General features: G+C 36.6%; 16 protein-coding genes. 4 read left to right on the top strand and 12 right to left on the bottom strand.

What is annotated here, in order from left to right; all coding sequences use genetic code 11:
- Nucleotides 1-115: 115 nt before the first annotated feature.
- From tnpA (FL972_RS02180) to abc-f, 4 genes are all read right to left on the bottom strand, one after another.
- Nucleotides 116-577 (bottom strand): IS200/IS605 family transposase, encoded by a 462-nt coding sequence (gene tnpA / locus FL972_RS02180; RefSeq protein ID WP_144603023.1) that lies wholly within the window; start codon nucleotides 575-577, stop codon nucleotides 116-118.
- Between the two features lie 819 nt (nucleotides 578-1396).
- Complete coding sequence (gene tnpA / locus FL972_RS02175) at nucleotides 1397-1858, bottom strand: IS200/IS605 family transposase (protein WP_144603020.1); 462 nt, start codon at nucleotides 1856-1858, stop codon at nucleotides 1397-1399.
- A 473-nt stretch (nucleotides 1859-2331) separates the two neighbouring features.
- A complete protein-coding gene (locus FL972_RS02170) occupies nucleotides 2332-3603 on the bottom strand; it encodes a type IX secretion system plug protein (RefSeq protein ID WP_144603017.1) in 1272 nt (423 codons plus the stop codon).
- 38 nt (nucleotides 3604-3641) lie between these two features.
- A complete protein-coding gene (gene abc-f / locus FL972_RS02165; protein WP_144603014.1) occupies nucleotides 3642-5573 on the bottom strand; it encodes a ribosomal protection-like ABC-F family protein in 1932 nt (643 codons plus the stop codon).
- Between the two features lie 87 nt (nucleotides 5574-5660).
- On the opposite strand from abc-f, the gene FL972_RS02160 reads away from it, so the two are divergent.
- Nucleotides 5661-6854, top strand: coding sequence for a PQQ-dependent sugar dehydrogenase (locus tag FL972_RS02160; protein ID WP_144603010.1), 1194 nt, complete (start codon nucleotides 5661-5663; stop codon nucleotides 6852-6854).
- A gap of 459 nt (nucleotides 6855-7313) precedes the next feature.
- Here the strand turns inward: FL972_RS02160 and FL972_RS02155 are convergent, their stop codons facing one another.
- The 7 genes from FL972_RS02155 to FL972_RS02125 form a co-directional block, all read right to left on the bottom strand.
- Nucleotides 7314-8693, bottom strand: coding sequence for an exonuclease domain-containing protein (locus tag FL972_RS02155; protein ID WP_144603007.1), 1380 nt, complete (start codon nucleotides 8691-8693; stop codon nucleotides 7314-7316).
- Between the two features lie 60 nt (nucleotides 8694-8753).
- Entirely contained in the window at nucleotides 8754-10334 is a 1581-nt protein-coding gene (locus tag FL972_RS02150) for an NAD(P)/FAD-dependent oxidoreductase (protein WP_144603005.1), read from the bottom strand.
- A 437-nt stretch (nucleotides 10335-10771) separates the two neighbouring features.
- Nucleotides 10772-12682, bottom strand: a complete 1911-nt coding sequence (locus FL972_RS02145) for a polysaccharide biosynthesis protein (RefSeq protein ID WP_144603003.1) — start codon at nucleotides 12680-12682, stop codon at nucleotides 10772-10774.
- Nucleotides 12683-13275: 593 nt separating this feature from the next.
- On the bottom strand, nucleotides 13276-13908 hold the full coding sequence (locus FL972_RS02140) for a sugar transferase (RefSeq protein ID WP_317129914.1): 633 nt from the start codon (nucleotides 13906-13908) through the stop codon (nucleotides 13276-13278).
- Nucleotides 13909-13912: 4 nt separating this feature from the next.
- Nucleotides 13913-15049, bottom strand: a complete 1137-nt coding sequence (locus FL972_RS02135; protein WP_144603001.1) for an aminotransferase class I/II-fold pyridoxal phosphate-dependent enzyme — start codon at nucleotides 15047-15049, stop codon at nucleotides 13913-13915.
- A gap of 129 nt (nucleotides 15050-15178) precedes the next feature.
- Nucleotides 15179-16336: a glycosyltransferase family 4 protein gene (locus FL972_RS02130; RefSeq protein ID WP_144602997.1), complete on the bottom strand. Its 1158-nt coding sequence runs from the start codon at nucleotides 16334-16336 to the stop codon at nucleotides 15179-15181.
- A gap of 473 nt (nucleotides 16337-16809) precedes the next feature.
- On the bottom strand, nucleotides 16810-17223 hold the full coding sequence (locus FL972_RS02125) for a response regulator (RefSeq protein ID WP_144602992.1): 414 nt from the start codon (nucleotides 17221-17223) through the stop codon (nucleotides 16810-16812).
- A gap of 281 nt (nucleotides 17224-17504) precedes the next feature.
- Between FL972_RS02125 and FL972_RS02120 the strand changes: the two genes are divergently transcribed.
- On the top strand, nucleotides 17505-18398 hold the full coding sequence (locus tag FL972_RS02120) for a hypothetical protein (protein WP_144602988.1): 894 nt from the start codon (nucleotides 17505-17507) through the stop codon (nucleotides 18396-18398).
- On the top strand, nucleotides 18379-19971 hold the full coding sequence (locus FL972_RS02115; protein ID WP_144602985.1) for a hypothetical protein: 1593 nt from the start codon (nucleotides 18379-18381) through the stop codon (nucleotides 19969-19971). Before FL972_RS02120 ends, FL972_RS02115 begins: the two co-directional genes overlap by 20 nt.
- Before the next feature lie 4 nt (nucleotides 19972-19975).
- Here the strand turns inward: FL972_RS02115 and FL972_RS02110 are convergent, their stop codons facing one another.
- A complete protein-coding gene (locus FL972_RS02110; protein WP_144602981.1) occupies nucleotides 19976-20650 on the bottom strand; it encodes a Rossmann-fold NAD(P)-binding domain-containing protein in 675 nt (224 codons plus the stop codon).
- 394 nt (nucleotides 20651-21044) lie between these two features.
- Between FL972_RS02110 and FL972_RS02105 the strand changes: the two genes are divergently transcribed.
- Nucleotides 21045-22055, top strand: coding sequence for an IS30 family transposase (locus FL972_RS02105; RefSeq protein WP_144602280.1), 1011 nt, complete (start codon nucleotides 21045-21047; stop codon nucleotides 22053-22055).
- The last annotated feature ends 7 nt before the right edge of the window (nucleotides 22056-22062 follow it).

Raw genomic sequence — 22062 nt, 5'->3', positions numbered from 1 at the left:
GGGAAATAGTCGCGTAGCGACGTTAGATTTCCTAGCCAGAGATTTTAATCTCTGGATATTTTATAACCCTATCGATTAATCATAGAAGTCCCATAGGGACGACCGATATAATCAATCATTCCAATTCCTTAAATAAATATTCAGGCAAAAATTCAATTTGATAAGCTTTTAACAAATTCAAATATTCCTCGCTGAAGGTTATTTTTTCATGATGTTCATCTTGATTTTTTATATAATCAAATAGTTTCTCAATCTGATTCTGGCTATTGGTAAAAGAACCAAATCCTGCTTGCCATTCAAACCTATTATTCAAAAAACCATTCTCATTTATCCATTTAGAGGATTTAGCCTTCACGCTTTTCATTACGTCTGAAATAGAGTGCTTCGGGTAAAACTTAAATAAGGCATGAACGTGATCTGAAACCCCATTTACAATTACGGTACTACAACCCGTTTCATTTATAAGGTTACCTAATACACCAAATAATTCTTTTTTAAAAGAATTTTGAATGGTAGCATGTCTGTACTTAACTGCGAAGACGGTATGGCAATAAAGGGATGAATAAGTGTTTGGCATAAAAATTTAAAACACAAATTGAACTAACGATTATTTATGTTTTTGGTTTCATTAGTATCGGCCATGCCTACGGCATTTTTAACCTAATTAGCTATTTGGCATCCCAGCCATTGAAATGGCTGGCTAGGATATACTTCATGCCTACGGCATTCTGGCCACACCTAAAATATTTGAATTAGCAATTAGTCGCGTAGCGACGATAGATATCCTAGCCCCTCCGCGGCGGACGGGCAGAGATTTTGATATATGAGAATAAAAATCGAATGAACTGAAGAATTAACTGAAGTCCTAAATTCAAAAAGAAGTCCATATCAAAATTGGTCATGCCTACGGCATTCAAAACCCTTTCGATATTTCTAATTTCCAGCCATTAAAATGGCTGCCTGCCTGTCGAAGACAGGGCTAGGATATACTTCATGCCTACGGCATTCTGGCCGCACTAAAATATTTGAAAAAGCGATTAGTCGCGTAGCGACGATAGATATCCTAGCCCACCCCGGCGGACGGGCAGAGATTTTAATCTCTAGATGTTTTAATAGCCTACAGATTAATCATAGTGGAATCATTTATTCTTTATTGGGGAAATAGTCGCGTAGCGACGTTAGATTTCCTAGCCCCATCGCAGCGGGCGGGCAGAGATTTGAATCTCTAGATGTTTTAATAGCCTACAGATTAATTATAGTGGAACCATTTATTCTTTATTGGGGAAATAGTCGCGTAGCGACGTTAGATTTCCTAGCCAGAGATTTTAATCTCTGGATATTTTAGTTATTTACCTTTTAATCATAGAAGTCCCATAGGGACGACCGATTTATTCAATCATTCCAACTCCTTAAATAAATATTCAGGCAAAAATTCAATTTGATGAGCTTTTAACAAATTCAAATATTCCTCCCTGAAGGTTATTTTTTCATGATGTTCATCTTGATTTTTTATATAATCAAATAGTTTCCCAATCTGATTCTGGCTATTGGTGAAAGAACCAAATCCTGTTTGCCACTCAAATCTATAATTCAAAAAACCATTCTCATTTATCCATTTAGAGGATTTAGCCTTCACGCCTTTCATTACTTCTGAAATAGAGTTCTTCGGATAAAACTTAAATAAGGCATGAACGTGATCTGAAACCCCATTTACAATTACGGTACTACATCCCGATTCATTTATAAGGTTTCCTAATACACCAAATAACTCTTTTTTAAAAGAGTTTTGGATGGCAGCATGTCTAAACTTAACCGCGAAAATGGTGTGGCAATAAAGAGAAGAATATGTGTTTGGCATAAAAATTTAGATTAAAAATTTAAAATTCAAATCAAACTAACGATTATTTATATTTTTGGTTTCATTATAATCGGCCATGCCTACGGCATTTTTTACCTAATTAGCTATTCGGCATCCCAGCCATTGAAATGGGTGCCTGCATGTCGAAGCCAGGGCTAGGAAATCATTCATACCTACGCATTCTGAGTCATACCATAAACTTCATATTTATTTTTTGAAATTGAGTTTTTTGTAAAATGCCTCACGGCTTGGACATTTTGCCACACCGAAACTATTTGAATAAGATAATAAGTCGCGTAGTGACGATAGATATCCTAGCCCCACCGCGGTGGGCGGGCAGAGATTTTAATCTCTGGATATTTTAGGGATCTACCTTTTAATCATAGAAGTCCCAAAGGGACGACCGAATTAATCAATCATTCATATGGTATAGATATGAACAACTCGCAGGGACCACCGGTTTTTAATCCCAATTACAATCTTCTTCTATTGGGATGTAAATACACATAGCCTACCAATTGATCATATCTAGAACCCAGATTTCTGAAGTAAATCAATACTTCGTATTCATTTTCTGTTTCAAAATGGGCTCCTTCAAATGCCTCGGTTGAGAACTGGCTTCCATCTTTGTAACCATATTGGTAATCATACCATCCTTGCTTCAATAACAACGTAGTTTCATAAACTCCCATTTCGGCATTCCATTGCATTTTAGCTTCCGGATTTTTTCCCCAATTGGTTAGGGCTCCCAACAAATAAACTGGGTTAGAACTTTGAGGATGATACAATCGAAAAGTGGTCAGCATATACTCACTTTCTATCTCGGGATTACCACCTGGTCTATCGTTGGTATTCACCAAATATTGCCCATTGAGATCTAGGTATTGAGAGTAAATCTCAGCCGGTCTAGGTCTATCGACTTGAGCTTCTGCATAAATAATATCGTCCAATACCTCCACAGAAGCCACATTCACCCCTGTTGCCCGAATAAATCTCAAATCCACAAACCTGAATTCATTCCCCGCACTAAAAGCATTTTCTCCATCAAAACTCTCGAAACGCATCGTTTTTGAGCTCTCGTTTAGAAATGTTGGCCTGCTTAAAAATCGGGCATTATCCCAACGCTGATTTTGTCTGATGACCACCTTAATCTGAGAGTTAGGGTCCATCACCTCCCCTTTTGAGTAATTAACAGCTAGATTTATCTGCTGTGAATTTCTTCTTTGAGAAGTTTGAGATGGTGGTACAATGGAAGCTCCTACTGCAAATAATTCCTCATATACCATGAATCGCTTGGTGAGAACTACATTGTTTTCATCGCGATTTGCATAAACCTTGACTACATAATTCCCTGACTTGGTGACTCTTGGAATTTGAAAATAATAATGAATAAAGGGTACTCGGGTGTTATTGGAGTAATCAAAATCCTGGATATTAAATTCGTTGAAAGTGGGTAAAAAATCATTGTCTTTCAGTTGGCTTGGCTGCCAATCAGCATCGCAATGAATCAGTTTAGCCGCATACAATTCCGGATCATAGGCCAAATCGTCAAAGAACAACATCAAAGGCCGAGAATCTGACATGGATATTACCGGCGCATCCAACTGGCTGTCAAATGCAGCACCAACAGGAAATATCCTGACTGACTGAATATGGTCTTTGTAAACCTTGTCCTCTACCTGTCCAAATGCATGAATGGATATTAAACAAAAAAGTAAAAGCGTATATCTAAAGGAATTAAGCATCTTTCAAAATAGAGATTTTAGCATCCAAAACGAAAAGCTCAGCTGAGAGTTTCCTGCAATTTCGAAATCTCATCCACCAACTCTTCCCATTCCGCATTTTTCCTGTCCAATTGACCCTTAACCGACTGGTATTTATCCTGAACTTTTGCAGCCTTTTCATCATCATTGTAAAGCTTGGGATCAGCCAATTCTTTCTCTATTGTAGCCAGATTTCCTTCTAACTTCTCTACTTCTTTCTCAACCGACTCCAATTGATTTTCTAATTTCTTTAGGTTCTTTTTAGCCTGCTGAACTTCAGGATCCTGAGGATTGAAAGTTTTTTTCTGTTCTTTCTTAACTGCCTTTTCCTGAGCCTGATTCGCTCCCTCCTCTTTTACCTGCTGGCTTTTCCAAAACTCGTACTCTTCGTATGTTCCAGGGTATTCTTTTATCTGATTATCCTCTATGAACCAGATTTTGTTGGCCACCCCTTTGATGAAATGCCTATCGTGAGAAACTGTGATAAATGTGCCTTCATACTGCTGCAAAGCTTGGATCAGAATATTAACAGACTGGAAATCCAAGTGGTTGGTCGGCTCATCCAGCAATAGGAAATTCGCTTCAGAAATCAGTGTTTTGGCCAATGCAACTCTGGATTTTTCACCTCCTGAAAGAACTTTGATCTTTTTAAAAACTTCCTCATTTGTAAACAGAAAGCAACCCAAGACATTCCTCAACTCTGTTTCAGTTTTAGGACTTCCCGCCTGTGCCATTTCCTGGATAATTTCATTGTCCAAGGTCAAGGCTTCCAACTGATGCTGTGCAAAAAAGGACTTTATTACATTGTAGCCTTCAGTTCTCTCTCCCTGGATTTTTTCAGTTCCATCAATGATCCTCAGCAAAGTAGACTTCCCTTTTCCATTCGCACCGATCAGGGCAATTTTATCCCCACGTTCTATTCTGGCAGAAGTATCCTTCAAAATGGTCAAATCGCCATAACTTTTGCTCACATGATCCAACACGACCACGTCCCGACCAGATTTTTGAGAAAATTTGAACTTGAAATTCACAAATGCTTCATCATCCACCACCTCATGCACCCGCTCCATTCTATCCAATGCCTTTACTCTTGATTGAACCTGATTGGACTTGGAAGCTTTCGCGCGGAAACGCTCAATAAATCGCTCAGTTTGCTTGATCATCTGTTGCTGATTTTCATAAGCATTCTGCTGAATCTCCATTCTTTCTTTCTTTTCCTCTTTGTAGAAAGAATAATTACCCGAATATAAAGTCAGGGTTTGATTCGCAACTTCCACAGTCGAGGAAATACAATTATCCAAAAAGGTTTGATCGTGAGACACCACAATCACCGCACCTTCATAGGTTTTAAGATAATTCTCAACCCACTGAATGGATGGAAGATCCAGGTGGTTTGTCGGTTCATCCAGCATCAAAAGCGAAGGCTTTTCCAAAAGTAATTTGGCCAGCATCACTCGCATTCTCCAGCCTCCGGAGAAAGTTCGTAAAGGTTTTTCCAAATCTTCGGTCTTGAAACCAATTCCTTCTAGGACCTCCTCTGCTTTGGCTTTGATGGTGTACCCTTCATTGGCTTCGAACCGATCTTGTAGAAAAGCCAATCTGTTGATGATCTCTTCAGAATGATCCGTTTCCATTTTTTTCAATACCTCATCAATTTCATCCTGGAGAGCCAATGTTTCCTTGAATGCAGCCAGAGCAACATTCAAGATACTTTCATCAGATTGATAGGAAAGCAAATCCTGATTCAAAAAACCAATAGTACAATCTTTGGCTTTTTGAACTTCCCCGCTGCTAGGCTGGTAGTCTCCGCTGATAATTTTTAATAAAGTTGATTTTCCGGTACCATTTTGACCTACCAACCCAATTTTATCTTTTGGTTTGATGTGTAAGTTGGCATTTTCATACAAGGCACGTCCGCCTATGAAATAGGAAAGGTTTGAAATTGAAAGCATGGCGCAAAAATAAGGATTCAACCGTTTATTGAGGAAGACTATAGAAAGTATCTCAAAAGAATTAAATTGTAAGTAAATAATGATACTATGAACTCAATCAATAAAATATGTCTTTTAGCAGCCCTTACTATAGGAAGTTTGGGGGCAAGCTGTCAGCAAAAGGGGAAGCTAAGTGAAATCAAAACACCTGACTCAAGTAATAAGGTAGATATCAGAACCGCCAGTGCGGAAGTTCAGCTTGATAAAATCAAGCTTCCTGAAGGATTTAAAATTGACGTTTGGGCAGCAGATGTACCTAATGCCCGATCTATGGCGATTTCGGATAATGGAATCATCTTCGTTGGAAACCGTCAAGAAAATAATGTATATGCCTTGGTGGATGAAAATGCGGATGGAAAAGCTGATTTTAAATTCATTTTGGCAGAGGGCCTTCGAATGCCCAACGGGGTTGCCTACAAAGACGGTGATTTATATGTAGCAGAAGTAAGTAGAATCCTACGGTTTAAGGATATCAAAAATACCTTGAGCAATCCTAGCTATGAAGTGGTTTATGATGCTTATCCAACGGAAGGACATCATGGCTGGAAATTCATAGCCTTCGGTCCAGACGGGATGTTGTATGTCCCAGTGGGTGCTCCTTGCAATATCTGTGATCCAGAAGATGAGATTTATGCATCTATCACCAGATTAGATGTGAGTAAGCCTAACCCTACTCCGGAAGTCTATGCTCATGGAGTGAGAAATACAGTTGGATTTGATTGGCATCCCCAGACTGGTAACCTATGGTTTACCGATAATGGAAGAGATATGATGGGAGATGATATCCCTGATTGCGAGTTGAATAGAGCAACAGAAAAAGGCCAACATTTTGGATATCCTTATTGGCATGCCGGAACTGTCAAAGATCCTGAGTTTGGAGATAGTGGAAAGGCAGCCAATGAATATGTGCAACCTGCAGCAAAAATGGGAGCCCATGTTGCTCCTTTGGGAATTCGTTTTTATGAGGGAGGAATGTTCCCGGGCACCTATAAAAACAATGCGATCATCGCAAAACATGGATCTTGGAATAGAAGCAAAAAATCAGGTTATGAAGTAGTTCTGGCTGAAATTGATGGATCCGGAAATGTAACCGGTCAAAAAGTCTTTGCTAGCGGATGGTTAGATGATGCCAGTCAAGAAGTATGGGGAAGACCAGTGGATGTTCAGGAATTACCTGATGGAAGCTTGCTCATTTCAGATGATATGGCGGGATGTATTTATAGGGTGACTTATGGGGGATAATCTTTGAAGAGTAATCGTTTAACTGTGTAATTGAGTAATTGAGGGGAATCTGTTAATTGGTATCAGTTATTGGTTATTTGGCACTTCCTAATTCGACATTCATCAATCGATGTTCGATATTTGAGAGTAGTTGAGTAAAGTGTAATTGATTAATTGAGGATCGGTTAATTGTTATTGGTTATTAGGCACTTCGCTATTCGACGTTCATCATTCGATGTTCGATATTTGTGAGTTATTGAGTAGCTGAGGCGGATCAGTAATTGGCTATTAGTTATTGGTTATTAGGCACCTAGCTATTCGAAGTTCATCATTCGATGTTCGGTCTTTGAGAGTAATTGAGTAAAGTTTAATGGATTAACTGGGGTCCTAATATGATTTGGATATGTTCAAGGTTCAAGAGTTCAATGTTTTCAACACTAAATCGCTTATATAAGCTACTGTGCAAGTCCATTCGCGTCTTTAAAACTCAAAGCTCAGTACTTCTTGGTTGTTTCTTCTTGAACTTATGACTTGAATTTGCTGGGCTGAAAACTGATGTAAAAATTGCCTCAGCACGTAGGAGGTTTCGGGATATGGTTTAACCGCTTCCAACTTTTCCGATTCATCTTTGATAAATCCATATTCCCGAAGCATTCCTCCCTCAAAAACACAGACAGCTCTTTCATCTTCCGTTCTACCCTCTAACTCTAGTCGAATAGCGCCTTTGCTGTCTTTCACTTTTTGGATAAATACCTGAGCTTTTTGGTTGTACATGAGAGTATCCTCCTTTTCTGCACATGCACCTTGGCAAATTGTATCATTCACCACTTCGCAGTTTACCTTTCGAATCCCGCACAATTTGGAACAAAGTTCATAGGTCTGAATCGCATCTGTTAAAAAGGCCTTCGCTTCCTCAGATGAGAAAAAAGTTTCTAATGGCTGCAGGGATTTATTCACTTTTGCAATCTGAAACCGAATGAATCCTCTCCCATCCTGATAGGAAAATAGGCCCCAAATATTTCTGGGACTTTTCAACGCTGCATTGTACTTCGGCCAAATTCGTTTGATTTCCAAAGTTTCCAGAAGCAAGGCCATAAACTCAGAACCCGTCAATTTCCATTTTAAATCGGCAACCTCAGCTTTCAGTTCCTGCTTAATGCTGGGATGGCTTTGCCCAGTGAAATGACCTCGGAAACGTTCTCTAATATTATTCGCTTTGCCTACATAAATGACTTTACCTTTTTGATCCAGCATGTAGTAGACTCCGCATTTTTCCGGTATTTCTCGAAACCTCTGAGATGAAAAATTTGGAGGCAAGAAACTCTCACCAGAATTCTTCTTTAACCCAGAATAGATAACCTCTGGATTTTCTTCAAGCATTTGACCAAACAATATGGCAGTTGCCTTAGCATCACCCATCGCTCTATGCCTAGCAAGGATGGGAATATTTCTTTGTTCACAAATCCTTCCCAAACTGTAGGAACGCATCCCCGGAAAAATCTTCCTGCTTAACCTGACTGTGCAGAGTTTCGGATTCTTCAATTCATAGCCTGACCTACCTAAAAACTCACGGATAAAACCGAAATCAAAATTGACTTGGTGGGCGACGAAAACCTTTCCTTCCAATAATTCATAAATCTCCTCAGCGATTTCATCAAAAGTAGGTGATTCTCTCACCATGGCATCATCTATCCCTGTAAGACCGGTGATGTAAGCTGGAATATTTTGCTGAGGATTGATCAGGCTTTGGTATTCATGCACGATTTGTTGTCCATCATGGATGACAATAGCAACTTCAGTGATCCCTCCATTTCTGAAGTTTCCTCCTGTTGTCTCAATATCCACAATGGCAAATTCCATGATCGAATTTAGGGAATGATTTTGAAGGAATAGTATTTCTGACGATAAGAGTCAGAAAGCTTAGCGCTTCACGTAGGTTCCAATCAAATGCTCAGCACAACGTTCACCATCCATAGCAGCCGATACAATCCCACCTGCATAGCCAGCTCCTTCCCCACATGGATACAATCGCTTGATCTGAGGGTGTTCAAAGCTCTCCCTATCTCTTGGAATTCTAACAGGCGAGGAAGTTCGGCTCTCCACCCCTATTAACTGTGCCTCATTAGTCAAGTATCCTCTCATCTTTTGACCAAAAGCCTTAAAGGCCATAGCCAGTCTCTCAGAGATAAAGTCCGGAAGCACAGCATGCATATCTACCGAATTGAGTCCGGGCTGGTAGGAAGTGTCCAAAAGGCTGGAACTAACCCTTTTTTGAACAAAGTCAACCATTCTTTGAGCTGGTGCCACCTGGGTTTCTCCTCCGGCCTCCCATGCCCTTTTTTCAATATCTGCCTGAAAGTGCATGGCAGCTAGAGGACCATATTGATGATAGGCTCCTAAATCTTCCAGTTCCACCGAGGCCACCATTCCAGAATTGGCAAAGCGGCTATCTCTTCGGCTTGGACTCATGCCATTAACCACCAATTCTCCAGGAGAAGTGGCAGCAGGAACAATAAAGCCTCCAGGGCACATACAAAAGCTAAAAACTCCTCTTTGTTTTCCTTTAAATTGGGTTTGCTGAACCAAAGAATAGGAAGAAGCGGGAAGATAAGGTCCGCGGTCAACTTCACAATGGTATTGGATTTTATCGATCAGATTTTGGCTGTGCTCTATTCTGACTCCTAAGGCAAAAGGTTTTGCTTCAATCAAAACCTCTCTCTTATGTAGTAATTCAAAAATATCTCTGGCAGAATGACCTGTTGCCAAAATGACACCCTTACCGGTAATTTTCTCCCCGTTTTGGGTCACTACCCCTTTGATCTCTCCATCATTTAAAATCAAATCCTCAACTCTGGTTTCAAAAGCAATTTCTCCACCTGCGTTGAGAATACTTTGTCTGAGTTCGGCTACTAAAACCGGGAGCTTGTTTGTTCCAATATGAGGATGAGCATCGACTAGGATTTCTTCCGTAGCACCATGTGCCACCAAAATCTCCATGATTCTCCGAATATCTCCTCTTTTTTTGGATCGGGTGTACAGTTTCCCATCAGAGTATGTACCTGCACCACCTTCTCCAAAACAATAATTGGAGTCAGGGTTTACCACATGATGCTTATTGATAGCGGCAAGGTCTCTTCTTCTAGCCCTAACATCCTTTCCTCTTTCTATTAGGATAGGCTTAACTCCCAGTTCAATCGCTCTCAATGCAGCAAATAAACCTGCAGGTCCTGCTCCTACAATGATAATGGCTTCAGCATTTTTGACATTGGGATATTCAGGGATAGCATCCAGTAACGGCTTAGGAGATTCTTTTATAAAAAGTTCTGCCTCCACATTAACCCGCACTCTTCTTCCTCGGGCGTCTATGGATCTTCGGGTTTGCCGGGCAAAGGCCTCTGCTGTTTCGGTTGAAAGTCCAGCTTTATTTAGTAGAACTTTTTTAAAAAGTTCGGGGTCATAAGCCTCTTCCGGGCTCAGTTGCAAGGTGAAATTCTTCTTCATGGTAAGGTATTTATCCTTAAATCAATTGCAAAGGTAGGAAAGGGAGATGGGAATTACGAGGGACGAGGTACGATTAAAGGCGATGAGAGGCGAGAGACGAGAAGCGAGAGACGAGAATTAAAATGGCGGCGACACTCGATTAAACAATTACACAATTACACTTCCAAAAAATATCGAACATCGAATGATGAACGTCGAATAGCAAAGTATCTAATAACTAATAACCAATAACAATTAACTGATCATCAATTACTCGATTACACAATCACCAATGTCGAATAATGAAGTAACTAATAAATATCAACCAATAACAATTAACTGATCCTCAATTACACTTTACACTTCCAAAAAAAAATATCGAACATCGAATGATGAACGTCGAATAGCGAAGTATCTAATAACAATTAACTAATCTTACTTAGTCACACTTCAAAAAATCAATTCATCCTATCCAAAACCTCAAATCGGGAGGAATTGGAAATAAACTCAGGCACTATCACCTTTAAATGAGCCACCAATTCATTTTCTGAATTTTTATTGATTAGCTCTTGAAAAAGCTCCACTTGCCCGTCTATTTTGTGATAAGCGGAAGGAAGTACTTGGGCAATTTTAATCTTAGGATGATGGGTAATCTTCACTGTTTCAAAATCATTCAACAGCTCTTCATAGAGCTTTTCTCCTTCTCTCAATCCTGTAAATACAATACTGATATCCTCATCTACTTTCTTACCGGAAAGCTGAATCATTTTCTTGGCCAAATCGAGAATCTTTACAGGTTCCCCCATGTCAAATACATAAATCTCGCCTCCATGCCCCATTACAGCTGCTTCCAAAACCAATTGGCAAGCCTCAGGAATGGTCATAAAGAATCGAGTAATTTCTGGATGGGTTACCGTAATAGGGCCACCGTGCAAAATCTGCTTCTTAAATAACGGTATAACCGAACCATTGGAACCCAAAACGTTTCCGAATCGAGTGGTAATGAATTTAGTATGGTACTTCTTGTGATTAACTTCCAAATATTCATTTAAAGCCTGCACATACATTTCCGCAGCTCTTTTGCTAGCTCCCATCACGTTGGTTGGGTTCACTGCTTTATCTGTAGATACAAACACAAACTTATCTACCTGAGCCAAAACTGAGAGATCTGCCAGAATTTTGGTTCCTATCACATTGGAATGAATTGCTTCTTCCGGATAGTTCTCCATCATCGGCACATGCTTATAGGCTGCAGCATGGAATACTACCTGAGGTTTGAAGTTTTTGAAGACTTCCTTCATCTTCTTCTTATTCCTCACATCTCCCAAAATGATTTTGATCGGGCAGGATGGATAAGATTCTCTAAACTCGTTCTCCACATCATACAATGCTGATTCAGCAATGTCTAGCATGATTAGAAGCTTCGGTTGATAATAAGAGATTTGTCGGCAAAGCTCGGAACCTATAGAGCCCGCAGCTCCTGTAACCAATACAACCTTGTCTATCAGATCTTCATGTATTCTTGGATTATCCAATTGAATCTGATCTCTGGATAACAGATCTTCGATTTTAATTTCACGGATTGCACCGGCTGTCAAACCTCCATTGATCCATTGATCCACAGGAGGAACGATAGAAACAGAAATCTTTAACCTCAGGCATTCGTCTATAATTTCTCTTTTTCTCTGAACGGATAGATCTCTAACAGCAATAATCAGTTCGGTTACACCATACTGGCTGACTAACTTCTCCAAGTGGGAAAGACCATGATAGATCCTTGTTCCTGAAAGGTTCTTCCCATCCTTTTTTGGATCATCATCCAAAAAGGCTACAGTATTGAAATAGGATTTACTGTCTGTTTTAATAGCCTCCTGCGCTATGATCCCAGCCTCCCCGGCACCAAAAATGACTCCGTTTCGCTGCTCCTTCGCTATAAATCCATTTTTCAAATAAACAAATAGCTCTTTCACAAGCAGTCTATAGAAAACGAGCATGAAGAGCGAGGACAAACTCGCAATAATTAAAACAGAGGTCGGAAGTAGAAATCTATCATTCAGAAAACTTCCATGGAAAAAATTAAGAAAGAGAAATAAAATAAAATTGATAAGAACCGTTTTAAAGATATTGGAACCATCCTTAAAACCGGTATGTCTTACTATTCCTTCATAGCTTCTGGTATTTTGCATAACCAATAGTCCACCTATCATAAAGGTGAAACTTCCGGCTATAGCGTCATTTTGTTCGATTAAGGCTAATTCGAAATTGAATCGTACTAGATAGCCAAATAAAGCACAATAGAAAAGTATAAGAGCGTCTAGCGTGGCGATGATCCATCTAGGAAGGATTTTAAGCCTGGTTAAAAAATTCATAGTAGATATTGTTTCAAATTGATAAGGTTAAAAGGTAGGGCCTCACTAATTCTATCACTTTGCAAAATAAGATTTTTTATCCTGCTAAACCAAATATCCTTGTGTATTTTTCAATTCAATCCAATTTTATTTTGAATTATTTCAATTGAATGTTAGGTATTTTTGAAATACGATAAAAACAAAGGAATTGGATTTAAGCGGAAACAGTTTTTCTAATTCTTATTTAAGTGGGAAAATTTGGAGTACAACAGGTTTAAAAGCGGATTTGAAAGTATTAAATAATGTATTCTGATATTTTGTTTGAAAATATACAAATTTATTTGAATAATCTGTTAATTCTGAGAAAGGATAAGTTGGAAGTGTGAAGTATAAAATGTGAAAGCATGGATTAATCTGGAAATCCGGAATCTACCTGTTGTCATATTTTACTTGTTTGACCGATTGGATGCTTCGACTTCGCTCAGCACAAGCATCCTAAGACCGAAGCGATCGGATACTGATCATTTGGGCTAATTCAAAGCCAAATTTTTTCTCCTCAGGGCATGAAGGCAGAAATACACTTAAATAATTTCCGGGATCGCAAATTCCTTGAGCTATTGTGAAAGATGAACCTTTTGCTGCTTACTTCCTTCAAATTTACCCATACTTACATGCCCTTGTTGGGAAACTCCTTTCCCCAACAAAACATTAAAAAAGGTGATAACTAGAATTTTACAATCCAGCATAAAGCTTACATTTTCCACGTACCAGGTGTCGAAAGCAAATTTCTCCTCCCAAGAAATTGTATTTCTCCCATTAATTTGAGCCCAGCCGCTGACTCCGGGCTTGACCAAGTGCCTTTTAATTTGTTCATCATTGTACAGCGGAATATACTCCATCAATAAAGGTCTTGGACCTACCAAGCTCATATCCCCTCTAATTACATTGAGCAGCTGAGGCATTTCATCCAGAGAAAACTTCCGGATCACTCTTCCAAACTTGGTAATCCTATCCGAATCTGGCAACAGGTTTCCTGACGAATCTTTTTTATCCGTCATAGTCTTGAATTTCAAAATACTAAATGGAATGGTTTGAAATCCGGGACGGGTTTGTTTAAAAATTGGATTACCCCGGAAATAAAGGAACAAGGTTAAATAGAGAAATAGAAAAAGAGGAGATAGCAATAAAAAAAGGGTTCCTGCCACCAATAGATCCAGCAGTCTTTTACCGACTTTTCTATAAATCACAAACTCAGAATGTTTTGGCTAATTCCTTGATTACAATACCTACAATTTTTTCCTGATCCTCATAGGTCAAATCAGCGGAACTTGGTAGACAAATTCCTTTTTGAAATAAACTTTTGGAAATATCACCCCCGAAAAACTGTACATTTCTAAATACAGGCTGCATGTGCAAAGGTTTCCACAAAAATCTGGTTTCTATTCCATTCTTCATTAAGGCAACCCTCAGGTTGTCATTAGTAAAACCAGTCACTTTATCGTCGATCAGAATCGTAGTCAACCAATAATTGGAGGTGACGCCTTCGGGCTCATCCTGAAATACTATACCTGGTATTCTACCTAGGAGTTCGCGGTAAATAGTGTTAACCTCCCTCCTCTTGTCAATCCACTGGTCCAACTGCTCCAACTGAGCCAAACCCACTGCAGCAGCCAAATTATTCATTTTATAATTATAGCCTATTTCCAAGTGCTGATAGTAAGGAAGATCTTCTCGTGCTTGAGTTGAAAGGTATCTTGCTTTTTCTACCAGAGAACTATCATTAGCGATTAATGCTCCTCCTCCACCGGAAGTAATGATTTTATTTCCGTTGAAAGAGTATACACCAATATCTCCCATGGTTCCGCAAAAGCGATCATTCACCGTACTCCCCACAGCCTCAGCAGCATCTTCCAAAACCGGAATATTGTATCTGCCAGCTATTTCCATGATTTCCTGCATTTTAGCAGGCATTCCAAAGAGGTGAACCACAATGATTGCCTTGGGCTTTTTCCCATGAGCAATTCTATGCATAATGGCATCTTCTAATAGTTCCGGAGACATATTCCATGTTTCCTTTTCACTATCTATGAAGATGGGAGTAGCTCCTAAGTAAATGATGGGATTTGCTGAGGCACAAAAAGTAAAAGATTGGCAAATTACTTCGTCACCTGCTTTTACGCCTAAAAGGACGAGTGCTAAATGTAAGGAGCTGGTTCCAGAGTTAAGAGCTACAGCTTGATGAGTTTTCAGTTTTCGCCCAAGTTTCCTTTCGAATTTATCGATAAAGCTGCCTGAAGTTGCCAGTTGCCCGGAACTGATGGCTTCTTGGGTGTAAATAAGTTCATTTCCACCAAAGATTGGAGCGGAAAGTTTATACTGAAATGCCATTTATGGGGTACGCCATACCGTTTACGATGGGAAACTAAATAGATTCTATCAAAAACCCAACCAAACATTAATTTTATTCAAATAAAAAATGCCCCGAAGGGCATTTATAAGTTTTAAGTGGTTCTGAGCTTAGTTTAGATTCATTCTGGATTCTCGAATTTCTTCCATTTCCAATTTGATTTTTCTTCTTTGCTGCTGTGAAAGAGGCCTTACTTCCAGTACTCTTGGCTCGGCATGAACCTTCTTTTTCACATACTTAACAGTGACCTGATCCAGTCTGTATCCGAGGCCTAAGGCAATGACAGAAATCAGAGGTAAAACCAAATGATCTGAATAATCTTTCAATGCGACCACCAAGACCACGAAAGCCAATTGAATGAAGCCAAGAAGCATAGCAACCTGATTATGCTTCAATCCAGACCTCATCAGGAAATGGTGTACATGGCTTTTATCCGGAGTCATGGGACCCTTACCTTGCAAGATCCTACGGGTAAAAACTCTGGCCATATCATACAGAGGAAAAATCATCAATGCTATTCCTGAAGAAAATACAGACTCAAACTTCCAGGCCGCTCCAGTAGGTAAAGCCGCATTGTATTCCATAAAGGCTATGATTAAGGCTCCCATGGTAAAGCCTAGGGTTAAGGAACCCGTATCACCCATAAAGATTTTGGCAGGATGCCAATTATATACTAAGAAGGAAAGTATTCCTCCTAGGAAAGTAAAGCAAAGAACGGCGAAGCTATCCAGTCCATGTACATAAAACCAGACACCCAGAGAACTTAGAACGATTACTGCCATGGTTGAAGCCAAGCCATCCAAGCCATCAATCAAGTTGAATGCATTGGTCAAGGCCAAGATTACAAAGGCAGAGAATCCGTATGAAACATACAAGTTGAGCTCCCCTACTCCCAAGAATCCGTGCAAGTCCTTAATACGGATATCCGCAGCAACAATGACCAGCAACACAGCTACAAGTTGACCCATAATTTTATGGGAGGCTTTCAATTCGACCATATCATCCCGAAGTCCAACAAAGAACACCAGGGCTATAGCACCTAAAAGGTAGCGAATATCCGGAAGCGGAAACTGCCAGGCCCAAATGGACATAGCTATCGAGGCTGCCACAAAAAATGCAATTCCTCCCATGGAAGGGATAAATTTCTTGTGAATTTTACGTCCACCGGGCAAATCACCTATTTGCGCCTTGTGAAGTAGCTTTATGAGAATCGGTGTGACAAAAAACCCCACCGAAAAAGCTGTGAGTATGGCTAACAAAAAAAACATAATTGGTTGGTTTAATCGGTTAAAATTACGAATAATTATTAACAAAATTCTTGCGTAGAAAAATATTTATAAGAATAATTTTTGAGATAATATTCAAAATACAATTTTTGAAATGTGAAAATCAATTTTGAGAATATAATTGACAAATTATTGGATATATTCTTTTCATATAAAAGCATAATAAGTTCAAAATTCACACAAGAATACAAACACCAAGATTATTGACTTTAAACCCCTCGAACATCATAGCTATTTTAAAATCAATAAATCCATCATAAGAATGAATATCCTAAATTTAATCTTAACTCTATAAATTCATTCAAGACATAATCATATTTACAAGAACATACCCAGCTTTAAACGGAAAATATCAAGAAAATGGATGCATGCGACTAAATCACGACAAACTTTAACTAGATACCATAAGTTATAAACAAAAGGGCCAGGAAGACCAAAAGAGAAGAAACGATGATTTAAACTAATTTTTCATTTTTCAAGAACTTTTTCATCAATTCAAAATGATTCTTAGAAAAGGGCTTGACGAAATAGTCAATTACTTTAGGTTTACTAAGGCAAATTTCTTTATGTAAAGAATAAACTGAGGAGCTTATAATATAGATAAAGAATTGATGATCAAGAAATTGTTTATTCAAAATATCCACAAATTCAAAACCATTGATTTCAGGCATGTTCAGATCAAGAAGAATAATTAATTTTTTTTCTCTAAAGACTTTCTCATTTTTTGAAACAAATTCTAAGGCATCCTTAGGACTTAAATAACTGTTAACTGAGACTTTTGGGGAATTTCCTAGAAAAAAGGATAGATATCTCTCGTTTAACATTAAGGAAATAGGATCGTCATCAACGATTAAAAATTCCACATTCATAATAAATACTTTTTTTAAAAATACGAATTATTGACCAAAAGTATGTTGGAACAAATAAAGGACTTAAGAATTGTAAGGCAAATAATACATTTTGTTATATAAAACACTATTTCTGTAATCATTAATGCAATAAAACTATTTCAGAATAGAAAAAATGAATTATAAAAAACCAATAAAGCATTTTATTTTAAACCCTAAAATCACCTAATCCCTTAAAATTGAAAAAGATAAAAAAAGTTAAGAATATTATAATCATGATATAATCTAAACTTAACATATCAATGGAAACAAAAAGCCATTATTTGATTTTTGAAGGAAAAAATTTGATCAAGGATTCCTTAGAGCTACGATCAGAAATAGATCCAATTCATTATCTGGACTTGATAGAAGTGATACCTAAATTTGATTTCAACATAAAATCTATAGAAGAATATTTGCAAAATTCAAATATTTTCAATCTGAAAATGGATATAGTAAGAATTGACCAAAAATTCAAAATAGTTAATATATTAATCAAAGAAAAACCACCTCTTGATTTAATTGTAAACTACTTTTTATTATATAATGAAATAGAAGAATTAAATGAAAAATACAAAAATAATTTTATTGAGAACTTTTCCAATTTAGAGGAAATATTAAAAATAATTTGCGAATTATATCCAACTAGCGAGTTCAACACCTATAAATCATTAATATCAGATCAATTGGAGGAAATAAAGATTTTTGAAAAATCACTCAAAAATTATATATCTGGATTTAGAACTTACTACGCCAATCCTAATATAAAATTAAATCAAGAAGTATTTAATAGAAAAAATATTGAAATAATTCAGGAAGTTGGAAGTCTATATAATGAAAATGTAAATTGGCTAGAAAAAAATCTTATTACGCTTATATTGAAAAACTCAGTTAGGTTCATATCCACAGATTTTTCAAAAAATTATATAAAAATTCAGCATCGAAACGAAAAGCCAAAGAAAGTTATTGAAATTGAAATAATGGAAAGTAAGGCATTTTTCAAAATTCAAAATAATATTCCATTGGATGCATTTTTTACAGCAAGAGATACTATAATTTATAACATACTAAAAAATTATATTGACATTGATGTGAAATTTGAGAAAAATAAAATAACTATAAAAACAAAATTATCCAATGCAATTAAATATAGTTAATATATTAAGCTTAATAAGTATTTTAATTTCAACTTACTTAATAATTTTTAGTCAAGGATATGAAAAAAATTCAAAATTCAAAGATAAGTTTATCGAGTTTTTAGTAGTAATATTTATTGCACAATTATTCGAATTATTCTGTAGACTAAAAATATCAATAGATTTTTTAAGACAATACCTTCCTTTTTTTCAGTTATTTACATTATCTATAGGATACCAGGTATTAAGCCTAACACTTACAATTTTAAATCTAAATAAAATAAAAAATTATGATAAGTTAAATAATCTATTTTACACACTAACAATCTTAATATACTTTGTTTGTTTTGGGTTCGAAACAGAAAATTACTTTTTAGTAACTGAAAATTTTGGTTATGTGGTTAATTTTAAAAATAATGAATACGCAATCATTTCAAGAGCATGGATAGGAATATGCTACGTATTAACACTAATAATGTTGGTGAAGGAAATAAATATTTTTGAAAAAAAGAATATAGGATTCAAGCTCTACTTATACTCTATACTTATCACAGGAGGAGTAGGATTTATAGGTCAAATAATCTACCCTATATTCTTTCAAGTAGAAATCCCATTAACAGCTTTGTTCATGCCCATTTTTATGATCCAAGCTTACTACCTGCTAAAAAATGATTTATTAATCAAATATAATTTTACTGAGGAATCCATAAATATTTTTAACAAAGCAAATATTTTCATTGCTGTAATGGATACTAATCAGAATATCAAATACAGTAATCAAAACTTTAATAATTTGATTAATTTAAACCAAAATAATAAAAATTATACGCATTTAAATCTAATAAATGAAGTAATACTGAAAATAGGAAAAATCAACAAAAGCGAGTCATTTCTGTTAAATAAAGAAAATGAAACAATAAGTTTTAAAGCAGCACCATTAATTGAAAACAAAAAAATAAATGGATATATATTAATTGGAATAATCGTTTCTCAATTTAACTATGAACTAGAAGAATGGAAAAATTCGCTAAAAAGAATTATTTCATATTCCCTTTCGGATCGAACATATTTTATAGAATATGATAGTGAAATCAAAGAAATTAATATTACAGAAAATTTAAACAGATATCTTTCAATACAAGCCGAAAGAAGATCTAGCATATTTAGCTTTTTTCTAAAGCTTAGAAATAACTTATCAAATTCAGACCTCCAGAAGATTATTAATTATATTAGATTGGGAGAAATTTTGGAAAAAGAAATTACTATAACCTATAATGTCATTAGTATAGGTACATTTATATTTAAAATTAAAGTAGAAAAAGATACATTTAAAAATAGATTTATAATTGTTTTAATTGAAACTACGAATGGTAAAAAATTAAACACTTGGACTAACCAAAATATTTATTGGATTATATCACATGTCTTTAGAAAAAATGTTGCAAATATTATAGGACTAATAAATTTATATAAAATTTCCAATTCTAATAGCACACAAATAATTGAAGAACAGCATGAAATAATTGATATAATTGAAAAAGAAATAATAGAATTGGAAACTAGACTAATTGAGTATACAAACAAAAAAAACTGAATATCTAAACCAAAATAATCTTTTGGTTATAATCTAAACTGCCAAACGATTCTACTTCACTATTTTCTGAAATTACATTAATCAGTTTCTCTGCATTTAGCCCCTTAAAATAATCTTCACAATCTTTAGTGAAGATTATTCGTTTGATAAAAATATTTTCAGTTGAAATAGCATTTTCCTTTAGGGTAAAAATTGAAAGGTTAATTAAAAATTTTGAAAATGAATTTATAACCTCATCCTTCAAATTATTGGATTTGTTTTCCAAGTCACAAAAAATTAAATTAAAATTAATTTCGGATTTGAAAGGAATCACTGTTTTGGCAAGATGAAAAATAGGAAGTATGTTTTTTTCGATAAGTTGTTGATTCACCAAAAGAGAGTCGTTGGAAAAATCCAATTCATCTAATTCAGGCACAATATTTAAAACCAAATAATGGATTTCAGTATGGTTTTCAAATAAAAAATTTTGGAATTTTTGACAATCACTTTCCTTATGAATATCAGATTCAAAAAACTGAATTTTTTCTGCATCATTAATGGAATTAAGAATTTCATTTTTTACTTGTTGCTCTTTAGTTGGAATGATTACAAAAATATCGTTTGCATTTAAAGCATTGATTATAGGAGAATTGAAGCAGTTCATTCCCCAAGGAAAAAGGATAGCTTTTTTCTTCGACATAAGTTACTTACTAATTTCTCATATAATCCTGCAGTTAGGTGATCTTCGGAAAGCTAAAGTCTTTAGCTTTTAATGCAGAATTACAAAGTATGTGGTGATCAAACGCAAAAATGGCGAATTAATTTTTTAAAAACCAGCAACTTGGAAAAAATAAGCAATTCAAATGTATTCTCAAATTCTACTTTAACCATCAAAGGAACGATCCACCAAGCCAAATTTATACTAGAATCTACTATCACTTTGCCCCATTTACACTAAAATAAACACTCTATTGATAATTTTCCTCTTTATCTTGTATTCAAACCCAGATTCAAGTAATAATTGCAACACTAATAGTTTAAGGAAGGAAGCCTAGGCTTCCTTCCTTAGGCTGAATAATTAAATTAGTGTTGACATGCAAAAATTCAATCAGCTCAGCCTAGAGCAAAGATATCAAATCGAGGTTTTAAACAAAGAGGGATTCAGTCAAACTGCAATAGCCTGTCGGGTCGGCGTACACAAAAGTACCATCAGTAGGGAACTGAAAAGAAACACTGGGAAACGGGGACGTAGTGCAGGAAATTACTCAGCACGCATAGCAATGAACCGGGCTCAAGAACGCCATAAATACAAACCCAAACACAGACGGTTTACCGAGGTAATGAAGGAGCAGAGCAGAATCTGGCTGGAAGATGAAAAACTGAGTCCGGAACTGATTGCCGCCAGGTGGAGAGTCAATGGCCAACCGGGAGTGTCCCATGAGACCCTCTACCAATGGATCTGGCTGGCAAAAAAAAGTAACCATTGGCAGTTCAGGAAGGATAGAGGATTATACAAACATCTCAGACACGGTAAAAGAAAACGTAAAAGAGGTAATTACAGGGATTCCAGAGGACTGATCAAAGAAAGAGTTTCCATTGAAAAAAGGCCTCCCGTAGTGGAGCAGAGGCAGCGGATCGGTGATATTGAAGTGGATCTGATGATGGGTAAAAACCATCAATCGGCACTTCTGGTACTGGTAGACCGGGCTACTTTAATCACCACGTTGGAAAAGTTAGAGGGTAAGAACGCCGATGTCATTGAACAGAAAATAACCAGAAGAATCGAACGGATTGGCGCCTCATTTTTTAAGTCAATCACGTTCGATAATGACAAAGCCTTCGCAAACCACCATCGAATCAGGGATAAATTCAACCTGCCAACCTTTTTTACAAGGCCCTATACGTCTCAGGATAAAGGAACGGTGGAAAACAGAATTGGATTGATCAGGGCTTTTTTACCCAAAGGAACAGACCTGAATCAGTACTCGGTGGAACAAATTCAATCCATAGAATTAAAAATCAATAACAGACCCGTTAGAAAGTTTGATTACCTTAGTCCATTACAAAAACTCAAACAAAAATTAGGTGTTGCATTTATGAATTGAACACGGC

This window comes from Algoriphagus algorifonticola, from assembly GCF_007655305.1.
GTDB lineage: Bacteria > Bacteroidota > Bacteroidia > Cytophagales > Cyclobacteriaceae > Algoriphagus > Algoriphagus algorifonticola.
The sequence above is the reverse complement of the archived record's forward strand: the minus strand, read 5'-3'. Positions and strand labels throughout refer to the sequence as shown.

What these genes read in the sequence shown, in the direction of transcription:
- tnpA (WP_144603023.1), bottom strand. Translation starts at nt 577, where the DNA reads ATGCCAAACACTTATTCATCCCTTTATTGCCATACCGTCTTCGCAGTT.
- tnpA (WP_144603020.1), bottom strand. Translation starts at nt 1,858, where the DNA reads ATGCCAAACACATATTCTTCTCTTTATTGCCACACCATTTTCGCGGTT.
- FL972_RS02170 (WP_144603017.1), bottom strand. Translation starts at nt 3,603, where the DNA reads ATGCTTAATTCCTTTAGATATACGCTTTTACTTTTTTGTTTAATATCC.
- abc-f (WP_144603014.1), bottom strand. Translation starts at nt 5,573, where the DNA reads ATGCTTTCAATTTCAAACCTTTCCTATTTCATAGGCGGACGTGCCTTG.
- FL972_RS02160 (WP_144603010.1), top strand. Translation starts at nt 5,661, where the DNA reads ATGAACTCAATCAATAAAATATGTCTTTTAGCAGCCCTTACTATAGGA.
- FL972_RS02155 (WP_144603007.1), bottom strand. Translation starts at nt 8,693, where the DNA reads ATGGAATTTGCCATTGTGGATATTGAGACAACAGGAGGAAACTTCAGA.
- FL972_RS02150 (WP_144603005.1), bottom strand. Translation starts at nt 10,334, where the DNA reads ATGAAGAAGAATTTCACCTTGCAACTGAGCCCGGAAGAGGCTTATGAC.
- FL972_RS02145 (WP_144603003.1), bottom strand. Translation starts at nt 12,682, where the DNA reads ATGAATTTTTTAACCAGGCTTAAAATCCTTCCTAGATGGATCATCGCC.
- FL972_RS02135 (WP_144603001.1), bottom strand. Translation starts at nt 15,049, where the DNA reads ATGGCATTTCAGTATAAACTTTCCGCTCCAATCTTTGGTGGAAATGAA.
- FL972_RS02130 (WP_144602997.1), bottom strand. Translation starts at nt 16,336, where the DNA reads ATGTTTTTTTTGTTAGCCATACTCACAGCTTTTTCGGTGGGGTTTTTT.
- FL972_RS02125 (WP_144602992.1), bottom strand. Translation starts at nt 17,223, where the DNA reads ATGAATGTGGAATTTTTAATCGTTGATGACGATCCTATTTCCTTAATG.
- FL972_RS02120 (WP_144602988.1), top strand. Translation starts at nt 17,505, where the DNA reads ATGGAAACAAAAAGCCATTATTTGATTTTTGAAGGAAAAAATTTGATC.
- FL972_RS02115 (WP_144602985.1), top strand. Translation starts at nt 18,379, where the DNA reads ATGCAATTAAATATAGTTAATATATTAAGCTTAATAAGTATTTTAATT.
- FL972_RS02110 (WP_144602981.1), bottom strand. Translation starts at nt 20,650, where the DNA reads ATGTCGAAGAAAAAAGCTATCCTTTTTCCTTGGGGAATGAACTGCTTC.
- FL972_RS02105 (WP_144602280.1), top strand. Translation starts at nt 21,045, where the DNA reads ATGCAAAAATTCAATCAGCTCAGCCTAGAGCAAAGATATCAAATCGAG.